The sequence below is a fragment of the Nocardia sp. NPDC046473 genome, assembly GCF_040645995.1.
Taxonomy (GTDB): domain Bacteria; phylum Actinomycetota; class Actinomycetes; order Mycobacteriales; family Mycobacteriaceae; genus Nocardia.
Window position 1 is genome coordinate 406651 of record NZ_JBEYZJ010000001.1, and the last position, 20286, is coordinate 426936.

Here is a 20286-nt window from a genome sequence, read left to right on the forward strand (position 1 = left end):
GGCCACAGCCGATCAGCGGATCCCCGGCGGTGCCGTCCGCCCCGCCGGGTTACGCTGGCGGCATGGCCGACTTACACGTGAACGACCTGCCGGACGCCGACGTCGCCGTGCTGCGCCGTCGGGCCCGCGCCGCCGGACTCCCGCTGCTCGGCTACCTGCGCGAGGAGTTGATCGCTATGGCCAACAGGCGCAACGCCGACGACACCGTCGTGGATTTCCTGGAGTCCGAAGGCCACGAACTGATCCCGGAGATCGACACGGCCGCCATCGCCCTCATCGACATCTACGACCTCCCCGCCGACACCCTCGCCACCTTCGGCCGCCGCGCCTACGCCACCGGCCAACCCCTCAGCGACTACGTCCGCCACACCTTGATCATCTCGGCCCGCCGCAGCACCTTCGACGACGTCATGCTCGAATTCCACGAGGCGCAAGACCGCGACCCGAGCCTGAACATCGACATGGAATCCGTCGCCGCCTCGGTCCGCTACGCGCGCGGGGAGTGACGAGTTCTCTTCTGCGCGAAGGTGATCTGCTCCGGTAGGGCGATGGGTACGCTTCGGCCGGGGCGGATTGGTTCGGCCGGGAGGGGGATCGTTGGAATCGCCGGTATCCGGGGCCGTCGGGTGGACGGTGATCGGGTATGTCGTGATCGTCGGGGTCGGCAGGGTGCTGCTTACCAGGGATACGGTCATCGACCAGTTGGTCAATCGGGCAGTGCTGTGGTTTTTGATCGGCCTGGTGTTGTATCGGTGCACGCCGACGGCGAGCGTCAGCAGTGTGCTGAACCAGCTTGCGCTGGGGTGCGTCGTGATGCTGTGCATGCATCTCTACGGTCTCGCTCGGTTGGGGGAGTCAGGTGCCGATCCTGAGGTGACTTGGCGGCGGCAGCGGGTCTACTGCGGGGTCGCCGTGCTCTCGACGATGGTGACAATGCTCGCCGGTCCATTCGCCGGACGGGCCGGGCGGCTGGTCGAGCACAACCTCAACTGGGGCGGGCTCGTCTTCTGGACTGCGAACAGTGCGCCCCTGATAGCGACAATGCTGGTGTTCACCCGGTTGTGTATCCGAGAACTTCGCGTGGAGAACCCGAGGCCGCTGGCGAAGGCGCTGTATTTGCTGATGATTCTGGACTTTGTGCCCATCTATGTGGATGCGGTGCTCTGCGCGGGCGAAGTGAACTTCGGGTGGCAGCTGCGTTATCCGCATATCGTTCGGGTGGAAATCGCCTTCACCATCATCGGCACCGTAGCCACCACGCTTGTCGCAGGCCCGATGGTCGGCCACCTGCTCGCGCAGTTCGGTTGGGATGGTGACGGGCGAATCTGTCGCCGTTTGCAACCGCTGTGGCGTGATGTCACTGCCGCGGTGCCGGAGATCGTGTTGGCGCCGCCGCCCGGTCGGCTGAACCGGCGGGACTCCACCGCTCGACTGCTTCGGGTCACCGTCGAGATCCGGGACGCGTTGCTGCATCTCGGCCCGTACCTGCCGACGAATACCGCGCACTCGGATGGTGCCGGATGCGGGATAGAGGTGTACGCCGGTGGGCTAGCGAGTGCGATCCACGCGCGGAAGGCCGGACTGCCGCCGACGGACTCGGAGCCCAGGCCGCAAACCTTCTTGAACGCACAGGATTTCGATACCGAACTGCGGCAGTTACTGGCGTTGGCGCGGGTCTGGCCAGCCGCACGCCCCGGAGTTGTCACCGACGGTCGGTAGTGTTGGTTCATGCGCTCTGGACGAATGATCGCGTTGGTGCTGTTCGTAGTTGGCGTGTTGGTTGCGGGTTGCTCGTCGGACTCGAACCCGCCGGAGCCGACCACCGGTGACTGGCACGGGGTGATCGAGATCCCTGGCCAGCCGCTTCCGGTCGGGGTGACGTTCACCGGCAAGGACACGGCGACCATCGACATTCCGTTGCAGGGTCTGGCGGGAGCGCAGCTGAAGGACGTGCAGTCCACGCGCGACGCGGTGTCGTTCGCGATCGCCGATGCGCCGGGCGATCCCAAGTTCCACGGCAGCTACGACAAGGGCACCGACAAGATCTCGGGCGACTTCATCCAGAACGGGAAGACCTTCAAGCTGTCGTTCGAGCGCGGCAAGGTGCCGCCGTTGAACCGCCCGCAGACGCCGAAGGAGCCGTTCCCGTACAAGTCCGAGGACGTCACCTACCGCAGTGGCGACATCACCATCGCGGGCACGCTGACCAAACCGGAGGGCAGCGGCCCGTTCCCCGCCGTGCTGCTGATCACCGGTAGCGGCGCGCAGGACCGCAACGAAGAACTGCTCGGCCACAAGCCTTTCCTGATCGTCGCGGACACGTTGACCCGAGCGGGCTACGCCGTTTTGCGTACCGACGACCGAGGCGTCGGCGGCACCGGCGGCAAGCTGGACGCCGCGAACTACACCGACCTGTCCAACGACGCGGCGGCCGGCGTCGGGTTCCTGCGCGGCCGCCCGGATATCGACCCGGCGCGGGTCGGACTGTTCGGCCACAGTGAAGGCGGTTACCTTGCGCCACTGGTCGCCTCGCGCCCGGACAGTGGCGTCGCGTTCGCCATTCTGATGGCGGGCCCCGGTGTACCGGGTGCCGATGTGCTCATCGAGCAGACCCGGTTGATCGCCGCCGCCAGCGGTGCCCCCGCCGATGTGGTGGACAACCAGGTACGGCAATCCACCGAGCTGGCAGCCCTTTTGAAGGTGGGCGACCTGGCGGGCGCCAAGGACTTGGCGCGCAAGCAGAACGAGGCCCTGCCGCCCGACAAGCGTGCCGACGAAGCCGAGGTGGTCGCCGGAATCAACCCGTACCTGGCCGCCCTGATCGCCTACGATCCGGCACCGGCGCTGAAGGCCCTGCGCATTCCCGTCCTCGCGTTCTTCGGCGGGAATGACCTGCAGGTGCCGCCCGGCCAGAGCGAGCAGCCGATGCGCGACAACCTCTCAGCCGACCCGGACGCGACCGTCCATGTCTTCCCCGGCCTCAACCACCTGATGCAACCCACCAAGACCGGCCTGCCCAGCGAGTACAGCAGTATCGAGACGACCATCTCGCCGGACGTGCTCACCTTCGTCACGGGCTGGTTGACCCAGCGCATCCAGCCGAAGTAGGGGCCGAGGGCGGGGCGTTCCTGTTCGAGGCTCTTACATAGAATGTTCCGCATGAGCACACCCACACTCGACTTGATGGACTACTCGGATGTCATCGCCCGCTTCGAGCCGGTGCTTGGCCTGGAGGTCCACGTCGAGCTGAACACCGAGACCAAGATGTTCTGTGGCTGCCCGACCGAATTCGGTGCCGAGCCGAACACCCAGGTGTGCCCGGTGTGCCTCGGTCTGCCGGGCGCATTGCCGGTGGTAAACGAGAAGGGTGTGGAGTCGGCGATCCGGATCGGCCTGGCGCTGAACTGTTCGATCACCCCGTGGGGACGGTTCGCCCGCAAGAACTACTTCTACCCGGATCAGCCGAAGAACTACCAGATCAGCCAGTACGACGAGCCGATCGCCACCGAGGGCCACCTCGACGTGCTGCTCGACGACGGCAGCACCTTCCGGGTGGAGATCGAGCGCGCGCACATGGAAGAGGACACCGGCAAGTCCACCCACGTCGGCGGTGCCACCGGCCGCATCCACGGCGCCAGCCACTCGCTGCTCGACTACAACCGGGCCGGCGTGCCGCTGGTCGAGATCGTCACCAAGCCGATCACCGGCGCGGGCGAGCGCGCGCCCGAGGTGGCTCGCGCGTACGTGACCGCGTTGCGCGAGGTGCTCGAGTCGCTCGGCGTGTCCGACGTGAAGATGGAGCAGGGCTCGCTGCGCTGCGACGCCAACGTGTCGCTGATGGAGATCGGCGCCAAGGAATTCGGCACCCGCACCGAGACCAAGAACGTGAACTCGCTCAAGAGCGTCGAGGTCGCGGTTCGTTACGAGATGCGCCGCCAGGGCGCCGTGCTCGCCGACGGCGGCACCATCGTGCAGGAGACCAGGCACTTCCACGAGACCGACGGCAGCACCTCGTCGGGCCGGATCAAGGAAACCTCCGAGGACTACCGCTACTTCCCCGAGCCCGACCTGGAACCCGTTGCGCCCGAAGCGGACTGGGTCGAACAACTGCGCGGCACTATTCCGGAGTACCCGTGGCTGCGCCGGTCCCGCATCCAGACCGACTGGAACCTGTCCGACGAGGTGATGCGCGACCTGGTCAACGCGGGCGCGCTCGACCTGATCATCGCCACCGTCGATGCGGGCGCCCCGGTCAACGAGGCCCGCTCCTGGTGGGTCGCCTACCTCACCGAAAAGGCCAAGGAGCGCGAGGTTTCGCTCGAGGACCTGCCGATCACCCCGGCCCAGGTCGCCGCGGTGATCAACCTGGTCGAGGCGAAGACCGTCAACAACAAGGTCGCCAAGCAGGTCGTCGACTTCGTGCTGGCCGGCGAGGGCGAGCCCGCGCAGATCGTCGAGTCCAAGGGCCTCGGCATGGTCAGCGACGACAGCGCCCTGCAGTCCGAGGTCGAGAAGGCCCTCGCCGCCAACCCCGATATCGCCGAGAAGATCCGCTCCGGCAAGGTGCAGGCCGCAGGCAAGATCGTCGGCGACGTCATGAAGGCCACCCGTGGCCAGGCCGACGCGGCCCGCGTGCGCGAGCTCGTGATCGCCGCCTGCAGCTGAGTTCAGTTCGCCCGCAACGGGTTCGGACACGCCACTGACCGAACCCGTTCGCGCGCAACGTAAAAGGGCCAACTCCGTGGAGTTGGCCCTTTGTCGTCCGGCGACTAGTCCGGGCCGTTCCCGCCGGCCTGCGGCGGCGGAATGCGTACTACCCGATCGTCATTCGGCGTCGGCTGGCCGTCGGTCTTGTTCACGGTGCCCACCCAGATGGCGCCGTCCGCGCCCACTGCGGCGCCGCCGAGTTGGCCGTACTTGTCCTGCGCGACGAGGGTCGGGGCGGAGGTGACGGCGTGGGTGGTCGCATCGGCCGCCGCGATGGCGAGGGCCTTGGACTTGGTGAGCGCGATCGCGACGCCGTCGGTCGCGGCGGCGCAGCCCGCGACGCCGGGGCGGTCCGGCCAGGTCCAGGCCGTGGTGACCGAGCCGTCGGCGCCGAGCCGCTGCAGCCGATCCTCGACGGCGGTGCGGTCGGTGATCCAGATGCTGTCCTTGCTGTCCCGGCAGACGTCACCCGCGACGCCGATGCCCGATACCGCGACCTCCGCGGTGGCGCCCGGCGCGGGGGAGTTCACCCGCAGCAGCTTGCCCGCCAGCGAGGACGGGGAGTTCGCGGCGCCGGGATTGCCGGCGTCGCCGGTGAGCACCAGCATCTGAGTCGGCGTGGCGAAGTCGATGGCGCCGTGGTTTCCGGTGGGGCCCTTCGGGATTCCGGTCAGGATGTCCTTGGGCGCGCCGCCGCCGGGGGCGATGCGAACGACTCGATTGTCGCTGGGGGTGGTGATGTAGGCATACATCAGCCCGTCCTCCGCGAAGGTCGGGGAGAGGGTGATGTCGCTGAGCCCGCCGTCGCTGGAGCCGTCCACGTCCACCCGCGCGTACTCGCTCGGCGGCGTATCCGGCGCCACCTTGAGGATGCGTCCGGTGCGCCGCTCGGCGACCAGCGCGCCGTCGCCGAGCGCGACCAGTCCACCCGTGGTGTCCAGACAGGTTGCCACCACCGCCGGATCCGGATCGATGCACGGCCCGCTGGGACGATTCGTCGACGTCGGCGGCGCCGACGGTTTCTGCGGGTCGATGTTCGCCCCGTGCAGCGTCGGCTCCGGGGTGAACGGGCTCGACGCCGAATCATCGAACCTCGCACATCCGGTCACCAGGACGGACCCGAGCGCCAAGCTCACCGCAACGCGACCCACGACAACCAACCTCATAGCTCAGACGTTACGGAAAACCGTCCGGCCCCGCCCCCTCGGCCCACCGATGAGACGCGCACGTTTTGTCCTGCACACCCACACCGAGCCGACACACCAGTGCCCCGGTCCAGATTCCATGCCGCCATAACAGCCGCACGCCTTCCGATTTCCCGCACCCCGACTCGCCGCGCTGACACGCGTGCGTCTGTCAAAAGGCGTGCGGCTGTGCGTCGGCATCGTCTCTGGGCCGGGCGGCGTCGGTTCGCGTCGTCAAAATCTGAACCACCACGCCGTGGTTTAGGGGCCCGCGGCCGGGCGGCGCAGCATAGGGTATTGGCCGTGACCGAGAAGCCGAAAGACACATCCGACCCCGCGGCGGCCCGAAGTTCGGTGCCGTCCACGGCTGAGCAGTCGGCGGTGTCGACCACCGGTCGAGGCGTTAGCAGTCCCTTTGACTCGCCGACCGAGCAGTTTCCCAAGTTGACCAAGGACGTCCCGCGCACCGATGACGAACTCGGCCTGGATCCGCAAGTCCCGTCGGTCGGCGCGAGCGGCACCTCGCCGGACGCACCGCCCGCCTATGCCTACGCCAGCATCCCGCCCGCCGCGAACGCGCCGACCGACACCGGCAGGCTGCGCCGCCGCAACGGCGACAACCGCCGCGGCACACTGGATTTCGGCCTGTTCCTGCTGCGCCTGGTCGTCGGCGGCGTCTTCATCTATCACGGCTTGCAGAAGCTGACCGGCTGGTTCAACGGCCCCGGCCTCGACGGCACCCGAGACATGATGGCGAGCGGCGGCTGGGAGCACCAGACGCTGGCCGCCATCCTGGTCACCATCGGCGAACTCGGCGGCGGCGCACTGCTCGTCCTCGGCCTGGCCACCCCGTTCGCCGCGGGCGCGGTCCTCGCGGTCATCCTCGACGCCTGGGCGTGGAAGCAAGGCATGATCCCCGGCTTCCAATTCAATGCCGCGGTCCCCACCGGCGTCGAAATCGAAAGCATCCTGGCGGGCACTGCCGCCGTCATCATCCTCACCGGACCAGGCCGCTGGGCCTTCGACCGCAACCGAGGCTGGGCCACCCGCCCCTTCGCCGGTTCCTTCGTAATCCTGGTCCTGGCCATCGCCGCCGCAGTGGGCACCTACTGGTACCTCCACGGCGGCAACCCGTTCACCGGCATCGGCCCCTTCGACTAACCCCGCTACACCCCGAATCCCCGGCGCCCCTCGCACTTCCGAGGGGCGCCGTTCGTCTGTCCGCCGCCCAGTGGCACCCGGTCGCGGGGAACGGTGACCCGGCTACCACCAAGCGGCAGCCATGCCATAGCTCATCGAGCGGGACATAGCGGCGGCGAACATCGAGTACTCGCGCCCTCATGTCCCGTTCGGAATCGTCCGGTGCGTCGAGCGGGACGTGGCGGCGGCGTTTGTCGAGTGGGAGCTCCGTCATGTCCCGTTCGGTAACTCGCTGGCGGGCGAATGTCGAATAGCCACGCCCTCATGTACTTTCGGCTGCCGTCTACTTCGCACGCCGACCCTGGGCCGCATGCCGATAGTTGGGCAACATCGGGCGGCACATGGCTGCCGCGAATGTCGAATAGAGCTCTCTGCCCTGTGCACGTGCGGCGAGGCGCACGTTGAGTGGCGGTGTTGGGCTGGGGGAGAACGAGATCCGGCGCCCCTCGAGGTGAGGGGCGCCGGATGGGTTGGGGTGGTGGTGTTTACGGCACGTGGCGAACTGCGCCCTTGTCTGCCGATGTCGCCAGGGCGGCGTATGCGCGCAGGGCGGTGGTGACCGTGCGGTCGCGGTTGACCGGCTGCCAGGGCCGTTCGGAGGCTTCCATTTTGGCGCGGCGTTCGGCGAGGACGGCGTCGTCGACGAGAACCTCGAGCGCGCGAGTGCTGACGTCGATGCGGATCTGGTCGCCGGTTTCGATCAGGCCGATGGTGCCGCCGCTGGCCGCCTCGGGAGAGATGTGGCCGATGGACAGGCCCGAGGTGCCGCCGGAGAAGCGGCCGTCGGTGATCAGCGCGCACTGCTTGCCGAGACCGGCGCCCTTCAGGAAGGCGGTGGGGTGCAACATTTCCTGCATGCCCGGACCGCCCGCGGGGCCCTCGTAGCGCACGACGAGCACGTCGCCCGCCTTGATCTTCTTGCCGAGGATGGCCGACACGGCTTCCTCCTGGGACTCCACGACGAGCGCGGGCCCCTGGAAGGTGAACAGTTCCTCGTCGATGCCCGCGGTCTTGAGCACCGCACCATCGGGAGCGATGTTGCCGCGCAACACAACCAGTCCGCCCTCGCGGGTGTACGCGTGCTCGAAGTCGCGGATGCACCCACCGGCGGCATCGGTGTCGAGCGAGGACCACCGGTTCTCGGTGGAGAACGGCTCGACCGTGCGCACGCCACCGGGCGCGGCATGGAACAGCTCGATCGCTTCGTCAGAAGCCTTGCCGGAGCGGATATCCCAGGTGTCGAGCCACTCGTCGAAGCTGCGCGTGTGCACGGTGCTCACGTCGGTCTCCAGCAGACCGGCGCGCCGCAGCTCACCGAGGATGGCGGGGATGCCACCGGCCCGGTGCACGTCTTCCATGTGGTAGTCGGAGTTGGGCGACACCTTCGACAGGGTCGGCACCCGGCGGCTGGTCTCCTCGATGGTGTGCAGATCGAAGTCGACCTCACCCTCCTGCGCGGCCGCGAGGGTGTGCAGCACGGTGTTGGTGGAGCCGCCCATCGCCACGTCCAGGGCCATGGCGTTGCGGAAAGCCTTGGCGTTGGCGACATTCCGCGGCAGCACCGAGGCGTCGTCCTCGCGGTACCAGCGGTTGGCGATGTCGACGACGACAGTGCCCGCCCGCTCGAACAGCGACCGGCGCGCGGCATGGGTGGCCAGCGTGGAACCGTTGCCGGGCAAGGCGAGTCCGAGCGCCTCGGTGAGGCAGTTCATCGAGTTCGCGGTGAACATGCCCGAGCACGAGCCGCAGGTCGGACAGGCGGACCGCTCGACTTCGCTCAAACCCTCTTCGGACACCGCCTGATTCGCGCTCGCCGAGATCGCGGTGATCAGGTCGGTCGGCGCCTGCGCGACACCGCCGACGACAACTGCCTTGCCGGCCTCCATCGGCCCGCCGGAGACGAACACCGTCGGAATGTTCAGTCGCATAGCGGCATTCAGCATGCCCGGGGTGATCTTGTCGCAGTTGGAGATGCACACCAGCGCGTCGGCGGTATGCGCGTTCACCATGTATTCCACCGAGTCGGCGATGATTTCGCGCGACGGCAGCGAGTACAGCATGCCGCCGTGACCCATCGCGATGCCGTCGTCGACGGCGATGGTGTGGAACTCTCGTGGCACGCCACCCGCGGCGCGCACCGCCTCGGCCACGATCTCGCCGACGTTCTTCAAGTGCACGTGGCCGGGCACGAACTGGGTGTAGGAGTTCGAGATGGCGACGATCGGCTTGCCGAAGTCGGAGTCGGTCATGCCGGTGGCGCGCCAGAGTGCGCGGGCGCCTGCGGCATTGCGGCCGACGGTGGTGGTACGGGAACGAAGCGGTGGCATTGATGGTCCTCGATCTGGGTCGCGGGGGCTGGTGTGCGACTGCGCAGAGTTAGCTCGGCGGCCGCTCCACGGTACTCCCGCGTGGGTGTCGGCCTACCTGCCGGTCGGGGCGGCTCGTGGCCGTCGTCCCGAACCGTTCTCGGTGTCAGTCCGTGCTGGTGTCGCCGCGAATGGTGATCGTCGGCGCTGACGGTGTCGCCGGAGTTGCCGGACCGTCGGGCTGCGGTGGGCGCGTCGGAGATCGGTCCTCCCGACACGCTGACCACAACGCCGACAACATCGTACCGTCGGCAAATGTTCCTGATCATGGGCGCCAGCGCGGCGGTGTCATCGCTGGGCAGCGCTGGACCTGCGTCCGCGGTTTGTGGCAGGTGACCGAAGCGACCCTGCTGCCGAACTGGTCCGGGGTCGGCGTGTGCCAGCTACTCCGCGCGGTCCTTGCCCACGGTGTCAGCACTGTCGGCCTTGCCATCGCCGGCTTCGGACTTGCCGCTCTCGGTAGGGACTTCGTCGCCGGTCGTGGCCTGGCTGTCGGCGTCGACGGTCTTGACATCGGCGGTCTCCGCCGCCGTACCCGACTTCGCGACAGGCGGCACCGCATACGGATCCGGGATCCGCCCGTGCGACGCGACCGCGAGATCCCGCACCCGGTCATAACTCACCGCAGGCAGTTTCACCTCGGACCCGTCGATCAGATCGGCCCGCACGTATCCACGTTTCGGGATACGTACCCCCTTCAGCTGAGACCAGTCCAGATGCCGCGACCCGAACACGGTCCGCAAATCCAGCCCGTCCGCGGAGACCGTGGTCTGCGTCCGCAGCACCCACACAGTCACCGCAACGGGGATCAGCAGCAACCACCACAGCCCGATCGGCCAGCCGACGAACATGAAGAACACGCACATGAACAGGATGAACACGCCTAGGAAGGCCAGGCGTGGGATGCGGATCACAGTGGCGGCCGAGCCGCCACCCGTGTCCGATCCCTCGGACACGGTGTGGGACGATTTAGCCGGTGGCACGGACTGATGCGGTGATGACACACCACCATCCTCGCATCCTGGTGAAGGACCCAAGCAGCCGCACTATCCCACATAATGGGACCTGTTTGACTCTTCGGCTCACGCACACATACCGTCATGCGCGTGAATCGAAACGAGCTTCTCGTAATCGGCCGGCGCGTCCAGCGTTGAGCCTGACTATCTGAGTCGAATACGTCAGCTCGCGTTGCGACGCGCCACCCTCGAACAGCCATGCGCTGTCGGGGGCTTTTTTGTGTTCGGGTGAATATCCGCACGTGGCAAGTCGCAAGACACCGCATGTCAGATACAAATCCGGGGTCAGAACGACAAGCAGTTAGGAACGAAGACGGTGAGTGCACCAACCGCACGGCCCGGGCCATCGGCCCGCAGGCCAGCGCCCTCGGCCAACCAGCCGACAGCGCCCGCTGGCAGTTCGACGACGTCGGCCAACCGCCGCCAGCTCCCGCCCGAGCGGGTCACCGGCGCGCAGTCGGTCGTCCGCACGCTCGAGGAGCTCGGCGTCGACACCGTATTCGGCATTCCCGGTGGCGCGATTCTCCCGGTCTACGACCCGCTGTTCGACTCGACCAAGGTGCGCCACGTGCTGGTCCGGCACGAGCAGGGCGCGGGTCACGCCGCGACCGGCTATGCCCAGGCCACCGGCAAGGTCGGCGTCTGCATGGCCACCTCGGGTCCCGGCGCGACCAACCTGGTCACCCCGATTGCCGACGCGCAGATGGACTCGGTGCCGATCGTCGCGATCACCGGCCAGGTCGGCCGCGGCCTGATCGGCACGGACGCCTTCCAAGAGGCTGACATCTCCGGCATCACCATGCCGATCACCAAGCACAACTTCCTCATCACCGAGGGCATCGACATCCCGCGCATCATCGCCGAGGCGTTCTACCTGGCCTCCAGTGGTCGCCCGGGCGCCGTGCTGGTGGACATCCCGAAGGACGTGCTGCAGATGCAGACGACCTTCAGCTGGCCGCCGGAGATGCGGCTGCCCGGCTACCGCCCGGTGACCAAGCCGCACGGCAAGCAGGTGCGCGAGGCCGCGCGGATGATCTTGGAAGCCAAGTCGCCGGTGCTCTACGTCGGCGGCGGCGTGATCAAGGCCGACGCCTCGCCCGAGCTGCTCGAGCTGGCCGAGATGACCGGCATCCCGGTGGTCACCACGCTGATGGCGCGCGGCGCGTTCCCGGACAGCCACCAGCTCAACATGGGCATGCCCGGCATGCACGGCACCGTGGGAGCCGTTGCGGCGCTGCAGCGCTCGGATCTGCTGATCACCCTCGGCGCCCGTTTCGACGACCGGGTCACCGGCCAGCTCGACTCGTTCGCGCCGGACGCCAGGGTGATCCACGCCGACATCGACCCGGCCGAGATCGGCAAGAACCGGCACGCGGATGTGCCGATCGTCGGCGACTGCCGCGAGGTGATCGTCGAGCTGATCGAAACGCTCAAAGCCGACCCTGCCGCGAAGTCCCCGCTGCTCGACCTCACCGAATGGTGGAAGTACCTCGACGGCGTCCGCAAGAGCTACCCGCTCGGCTGGACCAAGCCCAGCGACGGCTCGCTCTCGCCCGAGTTCGTCATCGACGCGCTCGGCCGCCTGGCCGGACCCGACGCCATCTACTGTGCCGGCGTCGGCCAGCACCAGATGTGGGCCGCGCAGTTCATCAAGTACGAAAAGCCGCGCACCTGGCTGAATTCCGGCGGTCTCGGCACCATGGGCTACGCCGTCCCGGCCGCCATGGGCGCCAAGATGGGCGCGCCGGACAAAGAGGTGTGGGCGGTCGACGGTGACGGCTGCTTCCAGATGACCAACCAGGAGTTGGCCACCTGTGCCGTCGAGGGCGTGCCGATCAAGGTCGCACTGATCAACAACGGCAACCTCGGCATGGTCCGTCAGTGGCAGACGCTGTTCTACCAGGAGCGTTACTCCAACACCGATCTCGGCACGCACACCCTGCGCATCCCCGACTTCGTGAAGCTCGCCGAAGCCCTCGGCTGCGTCGGCATCCGGGTCGAGCGCGAGGAGGACGTGGAGGACGCGATCCGGCAGGCGCAGTCCATCAACGATCGTCCCGTGGTGATCGACTTCATCGTCGGCAAGGACGCCCAGGTGTGGCCGATGGTCGCCGCGGGCACCAGCAACGACGAGATCATGGCCGCCCACGGCATCCGCCCGCTGTTCGATGACGACGAGCAGGCTTCCGAGCCCGCCGTCATCCACGAGGCGATGTCGCACGAGAAGAACAAGGTGACGGAATGAGTACTACGCACACGCTCAGCGTGCTTGTCGAGGACAAGCCTGGCGTGCTGGCGCGGGTCGCGGCGCTGTTCTCCCGGCGCGGCTTCAATATCGAGTCACTCGCCGTCGGCGGCACCGAGCTGCCCGAGATCTCCCGGATGACCATCGTCGTCACCGTCGAGGACCTGCCGCTCGAGCAGGTCACCAAGCAGCTCAACAAGCTGATCAACGTCATCAAGATCGTGGAGCAGGATTCCGATACCTCGGTGGCCCGCGAACTGATCCTGGTGAAGGTCCGCGCCGATGCCAGCGTGCGGACCCAGGTGATCGAGGCGGTTACGCTCTTCCGGGCGAAAGTGATCGACGTCTCCCCGGACGCGCTCACTGTCGAGGCGACCGGAACCCGGTCCAAGCTCGACGCGCTGCTGCGCATGCTGGAACCGTACGGAATCCGGGAGATCGTGCAGTCCGGTGTGGTCGCGGTCGGACGTGGTCCGAAGTCGATCACCGCGACTCGATAAAACGCTTCTAACTAAACAACTTTCAGACCTAAGCAAAGTATCCAGAAGGGAACCAACCAAGTGGCAGTCGAGATGTTCTACGACGACGACGCCGACCTGTCGATCATCCAGGGCCGCAAGGTCGCTGTCATCGGCTACGGCAGCCAGGGCCACGCGCACTCGCTGAGCCTGCGCGACTCCGGCGTCGAGGTCCGGGTCGGCCTCGCGGAGGGTTCGAAGTCGCGGCCGAAGGCCGAAGAGGCGGGCCTGACCGTCGGCACCCCCGCCGAGGTTTCGGCGTGGGCCGACGTGATCATGGTGCTGGCCCCCGACACCGCGCAGGCGTCGATCTTCACCAACGACATCGAGCCCAACCTGAAAGACGGCGACGCGCTGTTCTTCGGCCACGGCCTCAACATCCACTTCGGCCTGATCAAGGCGCCGGAGTTCATCACCGTTGCGATGGTCGCCCCGAAGGGCCCCGGCCACCTGGTGCGTCGTCAGTTCGTCGACGGCAAGGGTGTGCCCGCGCTGATCGCCGTCGATCAGGACCCGAAGGGTGAGGGCCAGGCGCTCGCGCTGTCCTACGCGAAGGCGATCGGTGGCGCCCGCGCCGGCGTCATCAAGACCACCTTCAAGGAAGAGACCGAGACCGACCTGTTCGGCGAGCAGGCCGTGCTCTGCGGCGGCACCGAAGAGCTGGTCAAGACCGGTTTCGAGGTCATGGTCGAGGCCGGCTACGCGCCCGAGATGGCGTACTTCGAGGTGCTGCACGAGCTCAAGCTCATCGTCGACCTGATGTACGAGGGTGGCATCGCCCGGATGAACTACTCGGTCTCCGACACCGCCGAGTTCGGTGGCTACCTGTCCGGCCCGCGGGTCATCGACTCCGACACCAAGAAGCGCATGCAGGACATCCTGAAGGACATCCAGGACGGCACCTTCGTCAAGCGCCTCGTCGCCAACGTCGAGGGCGGCAACAAGGAGCTCGAGGGTCTGCGCAAGGCCAACGCCGAGCACCCGATCGAGGTCACCGGCGCCAAGCTGCGCGGCCTGATGAGCTGGGTCGACCGGCCGATCACCGAAACCGCCTGAGTTTCAGCACAATAGCGGCCCGGCACCGAGTGGTGCCGGGCCGTTTGCTGTTCGCGGGGGCACGGTCTGCGCGGACACTTTCGCCGCTGCCGCAGCGAATTCCGCCCGTGTCGCGCTGAAAGTGTCCGTTCAGGACCGGTGTCGTCGGTAGCCTTCGCCCCATGTCTTCACTCGCTGCCGCCGAAGTCATCGCGTTCGCGCCGTCGACCGACCTGGAGCGGTCGCGGCGGTTCTTCGGCGAGGTACTCGGGCTGGAGATCGTCGAGGTGACACCGTTCGCGTGTGTGGTTCGCAACGGGGGCACGATGATTCGGGTCACTGCGGTGGAGAACCTTGTACCGCAGGCGTTCACGGTGCTCGGGTGGACCGTCGCCGACATTGCGGGTACGGTCGCCGAACTTGCCTCGCGCGGTGTGGAATTCGTGCGGTACGACGGGATGAAGCAGGCCGACAACGGTGTATGGACCACGCCCGGCGGTGACAAGGTCGCATGGTTCACCGATCCGGACGGAAACGTGTTGTCCCTGACCGAATTCAGTGGCTGATGCGCCCGAACGACTCATCGAGCTGAACGGCCCGGCCCCACTACGGTGCCGGGCCGAAACGCGCTAGCTGCTGCCGAACAGCCCATGCGGACGGTTCTGGCGGAACTGCCAGAACGGATCCTGGCCGCGATCGGCGAACGGGCCGTTGTTGCAGCGCCAGTCCTTGAACGGGCCGAAGTCGCAATTGGGATCGTGGCGCGGATGGTGATGCCGGACTTCCGTGACGCCTGGTACACCGAGCTGTGCGTCGGCCGACGCGGGAATGGCCAACGCGGTCAACGGAACCGCGACGATCGCGCCGGCAATGGCCACTCGGGCCAGCATGCGGCGCGAAGTCGTGGACTTGGTTGTGGAGAACAACATGGATCCTTTCACTCTGCGGTGAACTGCGCGTTCACCATCCCCCGCTGCGGTCTGCCCACGTGATCGCGCACCATGGCGCGCCTCGCCGACAGGTCGGGACAACTGTGTCGCCGCTGCCTTGCGAGCGCCCCCGGCATACCCGGCACAGCACCGACTGCACGGTCTCACTCTCGCGCACTTCGCCCGAAAGGTCACGGGTGTTGGCCCGTCTACGGAAATTTTCAACCTGAGGTATTAGGGGTTAACCCTCAGTGCCGCAACGGGCCCCGAATATCGATGGCACCGGTGTCAGGGGCACGCTATCGGGGTTACGGTGGTATCCCGGCTGGGACCGCATCGGGGCCGTCGCCCTCGACATACCTCAGCTCCGCAGGATGCTACGTCGAGTGGTGCACGATGGGGGCCGACGTTTGCAGCCACTCGTTATAGGACGGCCGCCACCGCGTCGTGCGCCGTGAATTCACGGGCAGCGGTCCCGTCCGCCGCTGTACTTGCGACGCTCCTTCGGTAGCCCGATGGGTGGCGCCAGTGTGCCTAGGCGCTTCGGCTCGGATCATCCGCGGACTGACACGGATGAACAGAAACGTGCTAGGAATGCCACCAGCAAGACACTGTCAGTCGTGCACTGCGCCGATCGCATTGTCGCGCCGCCGCTTTCCCAGATGCTCGGCGACCAGCGGGGCGCCGATTCCATGCAAGACGACGCTGCCCACGACCACCACCAATGTCACGCCGATCACGAGGAACGCGTCCTCGTCGTTGTGCAGTCCATTGAAGGCGAGTAGCGCGAACACGATCGAGGCGACACCGCGCGGACCAAGCAGTCCGATCATCAGCCGCTCGCGCTGCGTGAACGGCGACCCGAGCAACGACAGCCCGACCGGAACCAGGCGAACGACCGTCAACGCGAGCAGTCCGTACACGACGACCTGCCAGCTCAGCCAGCCGAACGTCGCCGCGGCGACGTTCCCGACCGCGAACCACATTGCCAGCCCGGCGAACTCGGCGACATCCTCGGTCGATTGCAGTGGCTCGCCCGGCAATTCGCGGCGCAGCGTGCTGTACGCGAGGCCCGCGAGGAAGGCCGCCACAAAGCCGTTGCCGTCCAACCACACCGCGACGCTGTAGGTCAGCACGGGAATCGCGATCGTCCCGATGCGCACGGCCCGCGCGTCCGTCCACCGTTTGCGGGCCGCCACCGACATGCAATATCCGGCCAGTGCGCCGATCGGCAGGCCGATGAGCACCGACTTCACCACCGCGGGCACCGCCTGGCCGAGCGCGTGCAACGCCTGATCCGACTCCGCGCTCGCTTCCGCGGCGGCCAGGGCGAACAGGAAGATCGGCGCGACGAGTCCGTCGTTGAATCCGCTCTCCACGTTGAGTGCGTGCCGAACCCGTTCCGGCACCCGCAGATCCCGCACGATCGCCTGCGCGGGCACCAGGTCGATCGGGACGACGATGCAGGCGATCAGCAGGATCACCGTCCACGAAATGCCCGGCAGCAGCGCGAATCCCAGCAGATAGGCGGCGGCGAGACTCAGCGGAAAGGCAATGAACAGCAGCCGGAAGATTCCGGTGTGCCGACGGCCGGACAGTCCTTCGCGCACTTCGGTCGCGTCGGTGAAAAGGAACAGCGCCAAGATGAATTCGACGACTCGCTGCGCCGAATCGGTGTTGACCGCGGTCGTCAGCCAGTGATCGCTGCTCCAGCTCACCACCGCGCCGACCACCACCATGGCCAGCGGCGCGGTCACCTTCCAGCGGGCCATCGAGCGGGACAGGCAGGACCAGATGAGGATGACCGTCATCGTGGCCGCGATCGCGATGAACATGGGACTCCCGATCCGTCAGGGACGCAGGATGAGTCGGATCGGATCGCCCTCTTTACGGACGAGCCGGTCGACGACAGCGGGCGCGTCGGCCAGCGGGAACACCCCACTGATCGAACGCGAAAGGTCAAGGCGCCCACCGGCGGTCAGCCGAATCAGCTGCGGTACGTGGGTGGGGCCGGAACCGTAGTGTCCGCGAATCTGTTGCTGGGCGACCACGAATGGCGCGCTGTAATTGATGGTGAGGGGCTCGTTGACGATGCCGACCAGCACAAGCCGCCCCTGGAGCGCCAGCACGCGGATCGCCTGCTCGCGCACGGCGGGCACGCCCGCGAAGTCGAACGCGACATCGATTCCCGTGCCGCCGGTGGCCTGCTTGATCTTCTTTGCCAGCTCCGGGTCGCCAGCATCGAGCGCCAGGTCGGCCCCGAACTCGACGGCCCGTTCCCGGGCGGCGGCATTCGGGTCGACCGCGATGATCGGATAGGCGCCGACGATGCGCAGCAACTGCACCGCATGCGCGCCCAGCCCGCCGATACCCCACACCGCGACGGCCTGCGCGGGGCGGACGTCGCCGGTCGCGGTGATCGCGGCCCACGGCGTCGAGACCGCATCCGGGATGATCGCCGCCTGCTCGAACGGCAGGCTGTCCGGTATCCGGATCACGGACTCGGCTGTGGCGAGCGCGTATTCGGCCCACCCGCCGTCGTAGTCGACGCCGCGCGTGTAGACCACGCCCTTGCGCAGCTCGCCCGCTTGCAACGCCACCCGATCGGCCACGGCGAGTTCCGTGACGTCGGGCCCTACCTCCGCGATCGTCCCGGCGACCTCGTGTCCGAGGGTGACCGTGTCGCCCGCGAGCAGCTGCGGTTGCAGGCCACCGTCGATGAGGTGCACGTCCGAGAGGCATACCCCGGCGGCTTCGACCTTGACCAGGACCTCACCCGCGCCGGGCACCGGCTTCGGGACCTGCTCCATGGACAAGGTGTGTGAGGGGAGATGCAGCCGGGCCGCCAGCATCGTTTCCATGCGAGATCCTCCGCGGATAGTGAAAGGCGAGGCTGACGACGCTATCAAACAAGATCAACGGGACATGGTGGTCGTTGTGCGGGCTCCATTATGTCCCGTTGATCATGGGAGTAGTGGGGTCGGCGCCTCCGGCCGCGTCGTTTTCGACGATCGTGATCGCTGGTGATGTGTTCGCCGGGTTCGGGGGATCTCACATGATCGGTCGCGCGGGGCGAATCCTCGACTGGCGCCATTGAGGGCGCGAAGGGAGAGACTTGCCGTTTGCGCAGAGCGGCCTATTCGACGTTGCGTGCACCGCCGTCAGGGTTGGCCGGGTCGAGATGCCAGCTGCGGATGCGGCGGGGATGGATTCGGATGATGTCGTTGGAGAACCATTCGGGCGCGACCGGCGGGACGTCCACCGTCAGCGTCTCCACCACGCCGCGGATCTCGACTCCACGTCCCCAGCCGGGCTTGACCGCTCCCGGTTCGTCGGGCGTCATATCGTCGATCAGGAGGCTGACCAGCGGGTTGGCCAGAATGTTTCGATACCGCTGTGACGCAGCATGATTCGGCCCGCCGATATCGATGGTGTCGTCGGAGTTGAGGCGGAAGCCGAGCGGGATGATCTGCGGGCCCCCCTTCGCGGAGACGGTAGCGAGCCGGGCCAACTTCTGGCCGGCGAGGTAGGCACGTTCGACGTCGGTGAAACTCATATCGCGACCCTAGAACCTCAATCCCAGTTCAGATCAATACCTGCCGCGCCGCGAATCCAAGCCACCCGACCCAGGCGATCTAGACTCTTACTGATGAGTAAGTTCTTCGGCTCCGTCGACGAGGTGACCGGGCGGCTCACCGATGCCGGGTACCTCCCGTCCATCGACATCGCCACCGCCGTCTTCCTCGCCGACCACCTCGGCAAGCCCCTCCTCATCGAGGGGCCCGCGGGCGTGGGCAAAACAGAGCTGGCCAAGGCCGTCACCACCGCGTCCACCGCCGGCCTCATCCGCCTGCAATGCTACGAAGGCATCGACGAGGCCCGCGCCCTCTACGAGTGGAACCACGCCAAACAGCTGCTCCGCATCACCTCCGAGCGCGAGGCCTGGGACAGCACCCGCGACCACGTCTTCACCGAAGAATTCCTGCTCGCCCGCCCCCTGCTCGCCGCCATCCGCAACCCGAGCCCCACCGTTCTGCTCATCGATGAACTCGACAAGGCCGACGTGGAACTCGAAGGACTGTTGCTCGAGGTGCTCGGCGATTACCAGGTGAGCATCCCCGAACTCGGCACCATCACCGCCGTCCGCAAACCCTTCGTCATAGTCACCTCCAACGCCAACCGCGACCTCTCCGAAGCGTTGAAGCGCCGCTGCCTCTACCTCCACATCGACTACCCCACAGCCGAATTGGAACGAGCCATCGTCCGCATGAAGGTCCCCGAACTGGACGAAGCATTAGGCGAACCGGTCGTCCGTGTCGTCGGCGCCCTCCGCGAACTCTCCCTCCGCAAACCGCCCTCCATCGCCGAAACCATCGACTGGGCAAGAACTCTCGTCGCTCTCGGCACCCGTTCGCTGACCGGGGGAGTGGTCCGCTCCACCCTCGGCGTGCTGCTGAAATACCAAGCAGACCACCGCATTGCGTCCGAACGCCTGTCCCTGGACTCCGATGAGGGGACGGAGCGGTGAGCGGACGCTCAGTAGTCGCAGAGTTTGACCCATTCGAAATTGCCGTTGCGATCGTCGAGATTGCTGGAATAGCCCCGACTTTCGAGCAAGAACAATCCGGCACCTTCGACGTACGGCACGGCGAGATCGAAGTCGCTAGCGCGGTAGATGACCCACTTGCTGTCCCGAGCACCCAACATGCGCGCGTTCTCGGCGGCATCGAGGAAGCCCATGAAAGAGAAGTCGTGGGTCTCCCAAGAACCGACGGTGCCGTCGAAGTCAGGGAACGCGGACTGGTACGTATGCGCGTAAAAGTAGCCTCGAGACCCCGCCGACCCGGAGCAGCTTCCAGAGGTGGAATCCGCATGGGCGGGCCCGATGCCCGTCAGCAGGGTGGCTGTGACGGCCAAGAACGTGAACAGAACTCGCTTCATAGATCCCACGCTAAAGCGCCAGCTTGCCGTGCCGATCATCACAACATCATCAGCGCCTCACCCGGCTGGCTCCCGACCTCGCACCCAGCCAACACCGAGTTTTCGGCGTTCCTGCCGGAATCCAGGGCGTTGGGCAATGCGACCG

At 66.9% G+C, this 20286-nt stretch carries 18 protein-coding genes; 10 read left to right on the forward strand and 8 right to left on the reverse strand.

The genetic code is table 11. The annotated features are described in order from the left end of the window. Nucleotides 1-62: 62 nt before the first annotated feature. The 4 genes from ABZ942_RS01915 (at nucleotide 63) to gatB (ending at nucleotide 4665) form a co-directional block, all read left to right on the forward strand. Complete coding sequence (locus ABZ942_RS01915) at nucleotides 63-506, forward strand: hypothetical protein (protein ID WP_357378067.1); 444 nt, start codon at nucleotides 63-65, stop codon at nucleotides 504-506. A 91-nt stretch (nucleotides 507-597) separates the two neighbouring features. Next, nucleotides 598-1719, forward strand: coding sequence for an MAB_1171c family putative transporter (locus tag ABZ942_RS01920; protein WP_357378069.1), 1122 nt, complete (start codon nucleotides 598-600; stop codon nucleotides 1717-1719). A 9-nt stretch (nucleotides 1720-1728) separates the two neighbouring features. Beyond that, nucleotides 1729-3108 carry an alpha/beta fold hydrolase gene (locus ABZ942_RS01925; protein WP_357378071.1) on the forward strand — a complete coding sequence of 460 codons (1380 nt, stop codon included), beginning with the start codon at nucleotides 1729-1731 and terminating at the stop codon, nucleotides 3106-3108. 51 nt (nucleotides 3109-3159) lie between these two features. Beyond that, on the forward strand, nucleotides 3160-4665 hold the full coding sequence (gene gatB, locus ABZ942_RS01930; protein WP_357378073.1) for an Asp-tRNA(Asn)/Glu-tRNA(Gln) amidotransferase subunit GatB: 1506 nt from the start codon (nucleotides 3160-3162) through the stop codon (nucleotides 4663-4665). A gap of 104 nt (nucleotides 4666-4769) precedes the next feature. Here the strand turns inward: gatB and ABZ942_RS01935 are convergent, their stop codons facing one another. Then, a complete protein-coding gene (locus tag ABZ942_RS01935) occupies nucleotides 4770-5873 on the reverse strand; it encodes a PQQ-dependent sugar dehydrogenase (RefSeq protein WP_357378075.1) in 1104 nt (367 codons plus the stop codon). 321 nt (nucleotides 5874-6194) lie between these two features. Between ABZ942_RS01935 and ABZ942_RS01940 the strand changes: the two genes are divergently transcribed. Then, complete coding sequence (locus tag ABZ942_RS01940; protein WP_357378077.1) at nucleotides 6195-7052, forward strand: DoxX family protein; 858 nt, start codon at nucleotides 6195-6197, stop codon at nucleotides 7050-7052. 524 nt (nucleotides 7053-7576) lie between these two features. On the opposite strand, the gene ilvD is transcribed toward ABZ942_RS01940, so the two are convergent. Together ilvD and ABZ942_RS01950 are read right to left on the reverse strand one after the other, a co-directional pair. Then, on the reverse strand, nucleotides 7577-9418 hold the full coding sequence (ilvD, locus tag ABZ942_RS01945) for a dihydroxy-acid dehydratase (protein ID WP_357378079.1): 1842 nt from the start codon (nucleotides 9416-9418) through the stop codon (nucleotides 7577-7579). Between the two features lie 422 nt (nucleotides 9419-9840). Then, complete coding sequence (locus tag ABZ942_RS01950) at nucleotides 9841-10413, reverse strand: PH domain-containing protein (protein WP_357378080.1); 573 nt, start codon at nucleotides 10411-10413, stop codon at nucleotides 9841-9843. 376 nt (nucleotides 10414-10789) lie between these two features. Between ABZ942_RS01950 and ABZ942_RS01955 the strand changes: the two genes are divergently transcribed. The 4 genes from ABZ942_RS01955 (at nucleotide 10790) to ABZ942_RS01970 (ending at nucleotide 14837) form a co-directional block, all read left to right on the forward strand. Then, nucleotides 10790-12718, forward strand: coding sequence for an acetolactate synthase large subunit (locus tag ABZ942_RS01955; protein WP_357378082.1), 1929 nt, complete (start codon nucleotides 10790-10792; stop codon nucleotides 12716-12718). Beyond that, the gene (gene ilvN / locus ABZ942_RS01960; protein ID WP_357378084.1) at nucleotides 12715-13218 is read left to right on the forward strand and encodes an acetolactate synthase small subunit; all 504 of its coding nucleotides are present in this window, start codon (nucleotides 12715-12717) and stop codon (nucleotides 13216-13218) included. Before ABZ942_RS01955 ends, ilvN begins: the two co-directional genes overlap by 4 nt. Nucleotides 13219-13290: 72 nt before the next feature. After that, nucleotides 13291-14292 carry a ketol-acid reductoisomerase gene (gene ilvC, locus ABZ942_RS01965; protein ID WP_357379329.1) on the forward strand — a complete coding sequence of 334 codons (1002 nt, stop codon included), beginning with the start codon at nucleotides 13291-13293 and terminating at the stop codon, nucleotides 14290-14292. Between the two features lie 161 nt (nucleotides 14293-14453). Next, the gene (locus ABZ942_RS01970) at nucleotides 14454-14837 is read left to right on the forward strand and encodes a VOC family protein (RefSeq protein WP_357378086.1); all 384 of its coding nucleotides are present in this window, start codon (nucleotides 14454-14456) and stop codon (nucleotides 14835-14837) included. A 63-nt stretch (nucleotides 14838-14900) separates the two neighbouring features. Here the strand turns inward: ABZ942_RS01970 and ABZ942_RS01975 are convergent, their stop codons facing one another. From ABZ942_RS01975 to ABZ942_RS01990, 4 genes are all read right to left on the reverse strand, one after another. Continuing rightward, nucleotides 14901-15200: a hypothetical protein gene (locus ABZ942_RS01975; RefSeq protein WP_357378088.1), complete on the reverse strand. Its 300-nt coding sequence runs from the start codon at nucleotides 15198-15200 to the stop codon at nucleotides 14901-14903. Nucleotides 15201-15814: 614 nt separating this feature from the next. Further along, complete coding sequence (locus ABZ942_RS01980) at nucleotides 15815-17035, reverse strand: cation:proton antiporter (RefSeq protein WP_357378090.1); 1221 nt, start codon at nucleotides 17033-17035, stop codon at nucleotides 15815-15817. A gap of 15 nt (nucleotides 17036-17050) precedes the next feature. Further along, entirely contained in the window at nucleotides 17051-18061 is a 1011-nt protein-coding gene (locus tag ABZ942_RS01985) for a zinc-binding dehydrogenase (protein ID WP_357378092.1), read from the reverse strand. Between the two features lie 275 nt (nucleotides 18062-18336). Next, nucleotides 18337-18756, reverse strand: a complete 420-nt coding sequence (locus ABZ942_RS01990; RefSeq protein WP_357378094.1) for a PPOX class F420-dependent oxidoreductase — start codon at nucleotides 18754-18756, stop codon at nucleotides 18337-18339. Nucleotides 18757-18849: 93 nt separating this feature from the next. On the opposite strand from ABZ942_RS01990, the gene ABZ942_RS01995 reads away from it, so the two are divergent. After that, entirely contained in the window at nucleotides 18850-19728 is an 879-nt protein-coding gene (locus ABZ942_RS01995) for a MoxR family ATPase (protein WP_357378096.1), read from the forward strand. Between the two features lie 8 nt (nucleotides 19729-19736). On the opposite strand, the gene ABZ942_RS02000 is transcribed toward ABZ942_RS01995, so the two are convergent. Beyond that, nucleotides 19737-20141, reverse strand: coding sequence for a hypothetical protein (locus tag ABZ942_RS02000; protein ID WP_357378098.1), 405 nt, complete (start codon nucleotides 20139-20141; stop codon nucleotides 19737-19739). Between the last annotated feature and the right edge of the window lie 145 nt (nucleotides 20142-20286).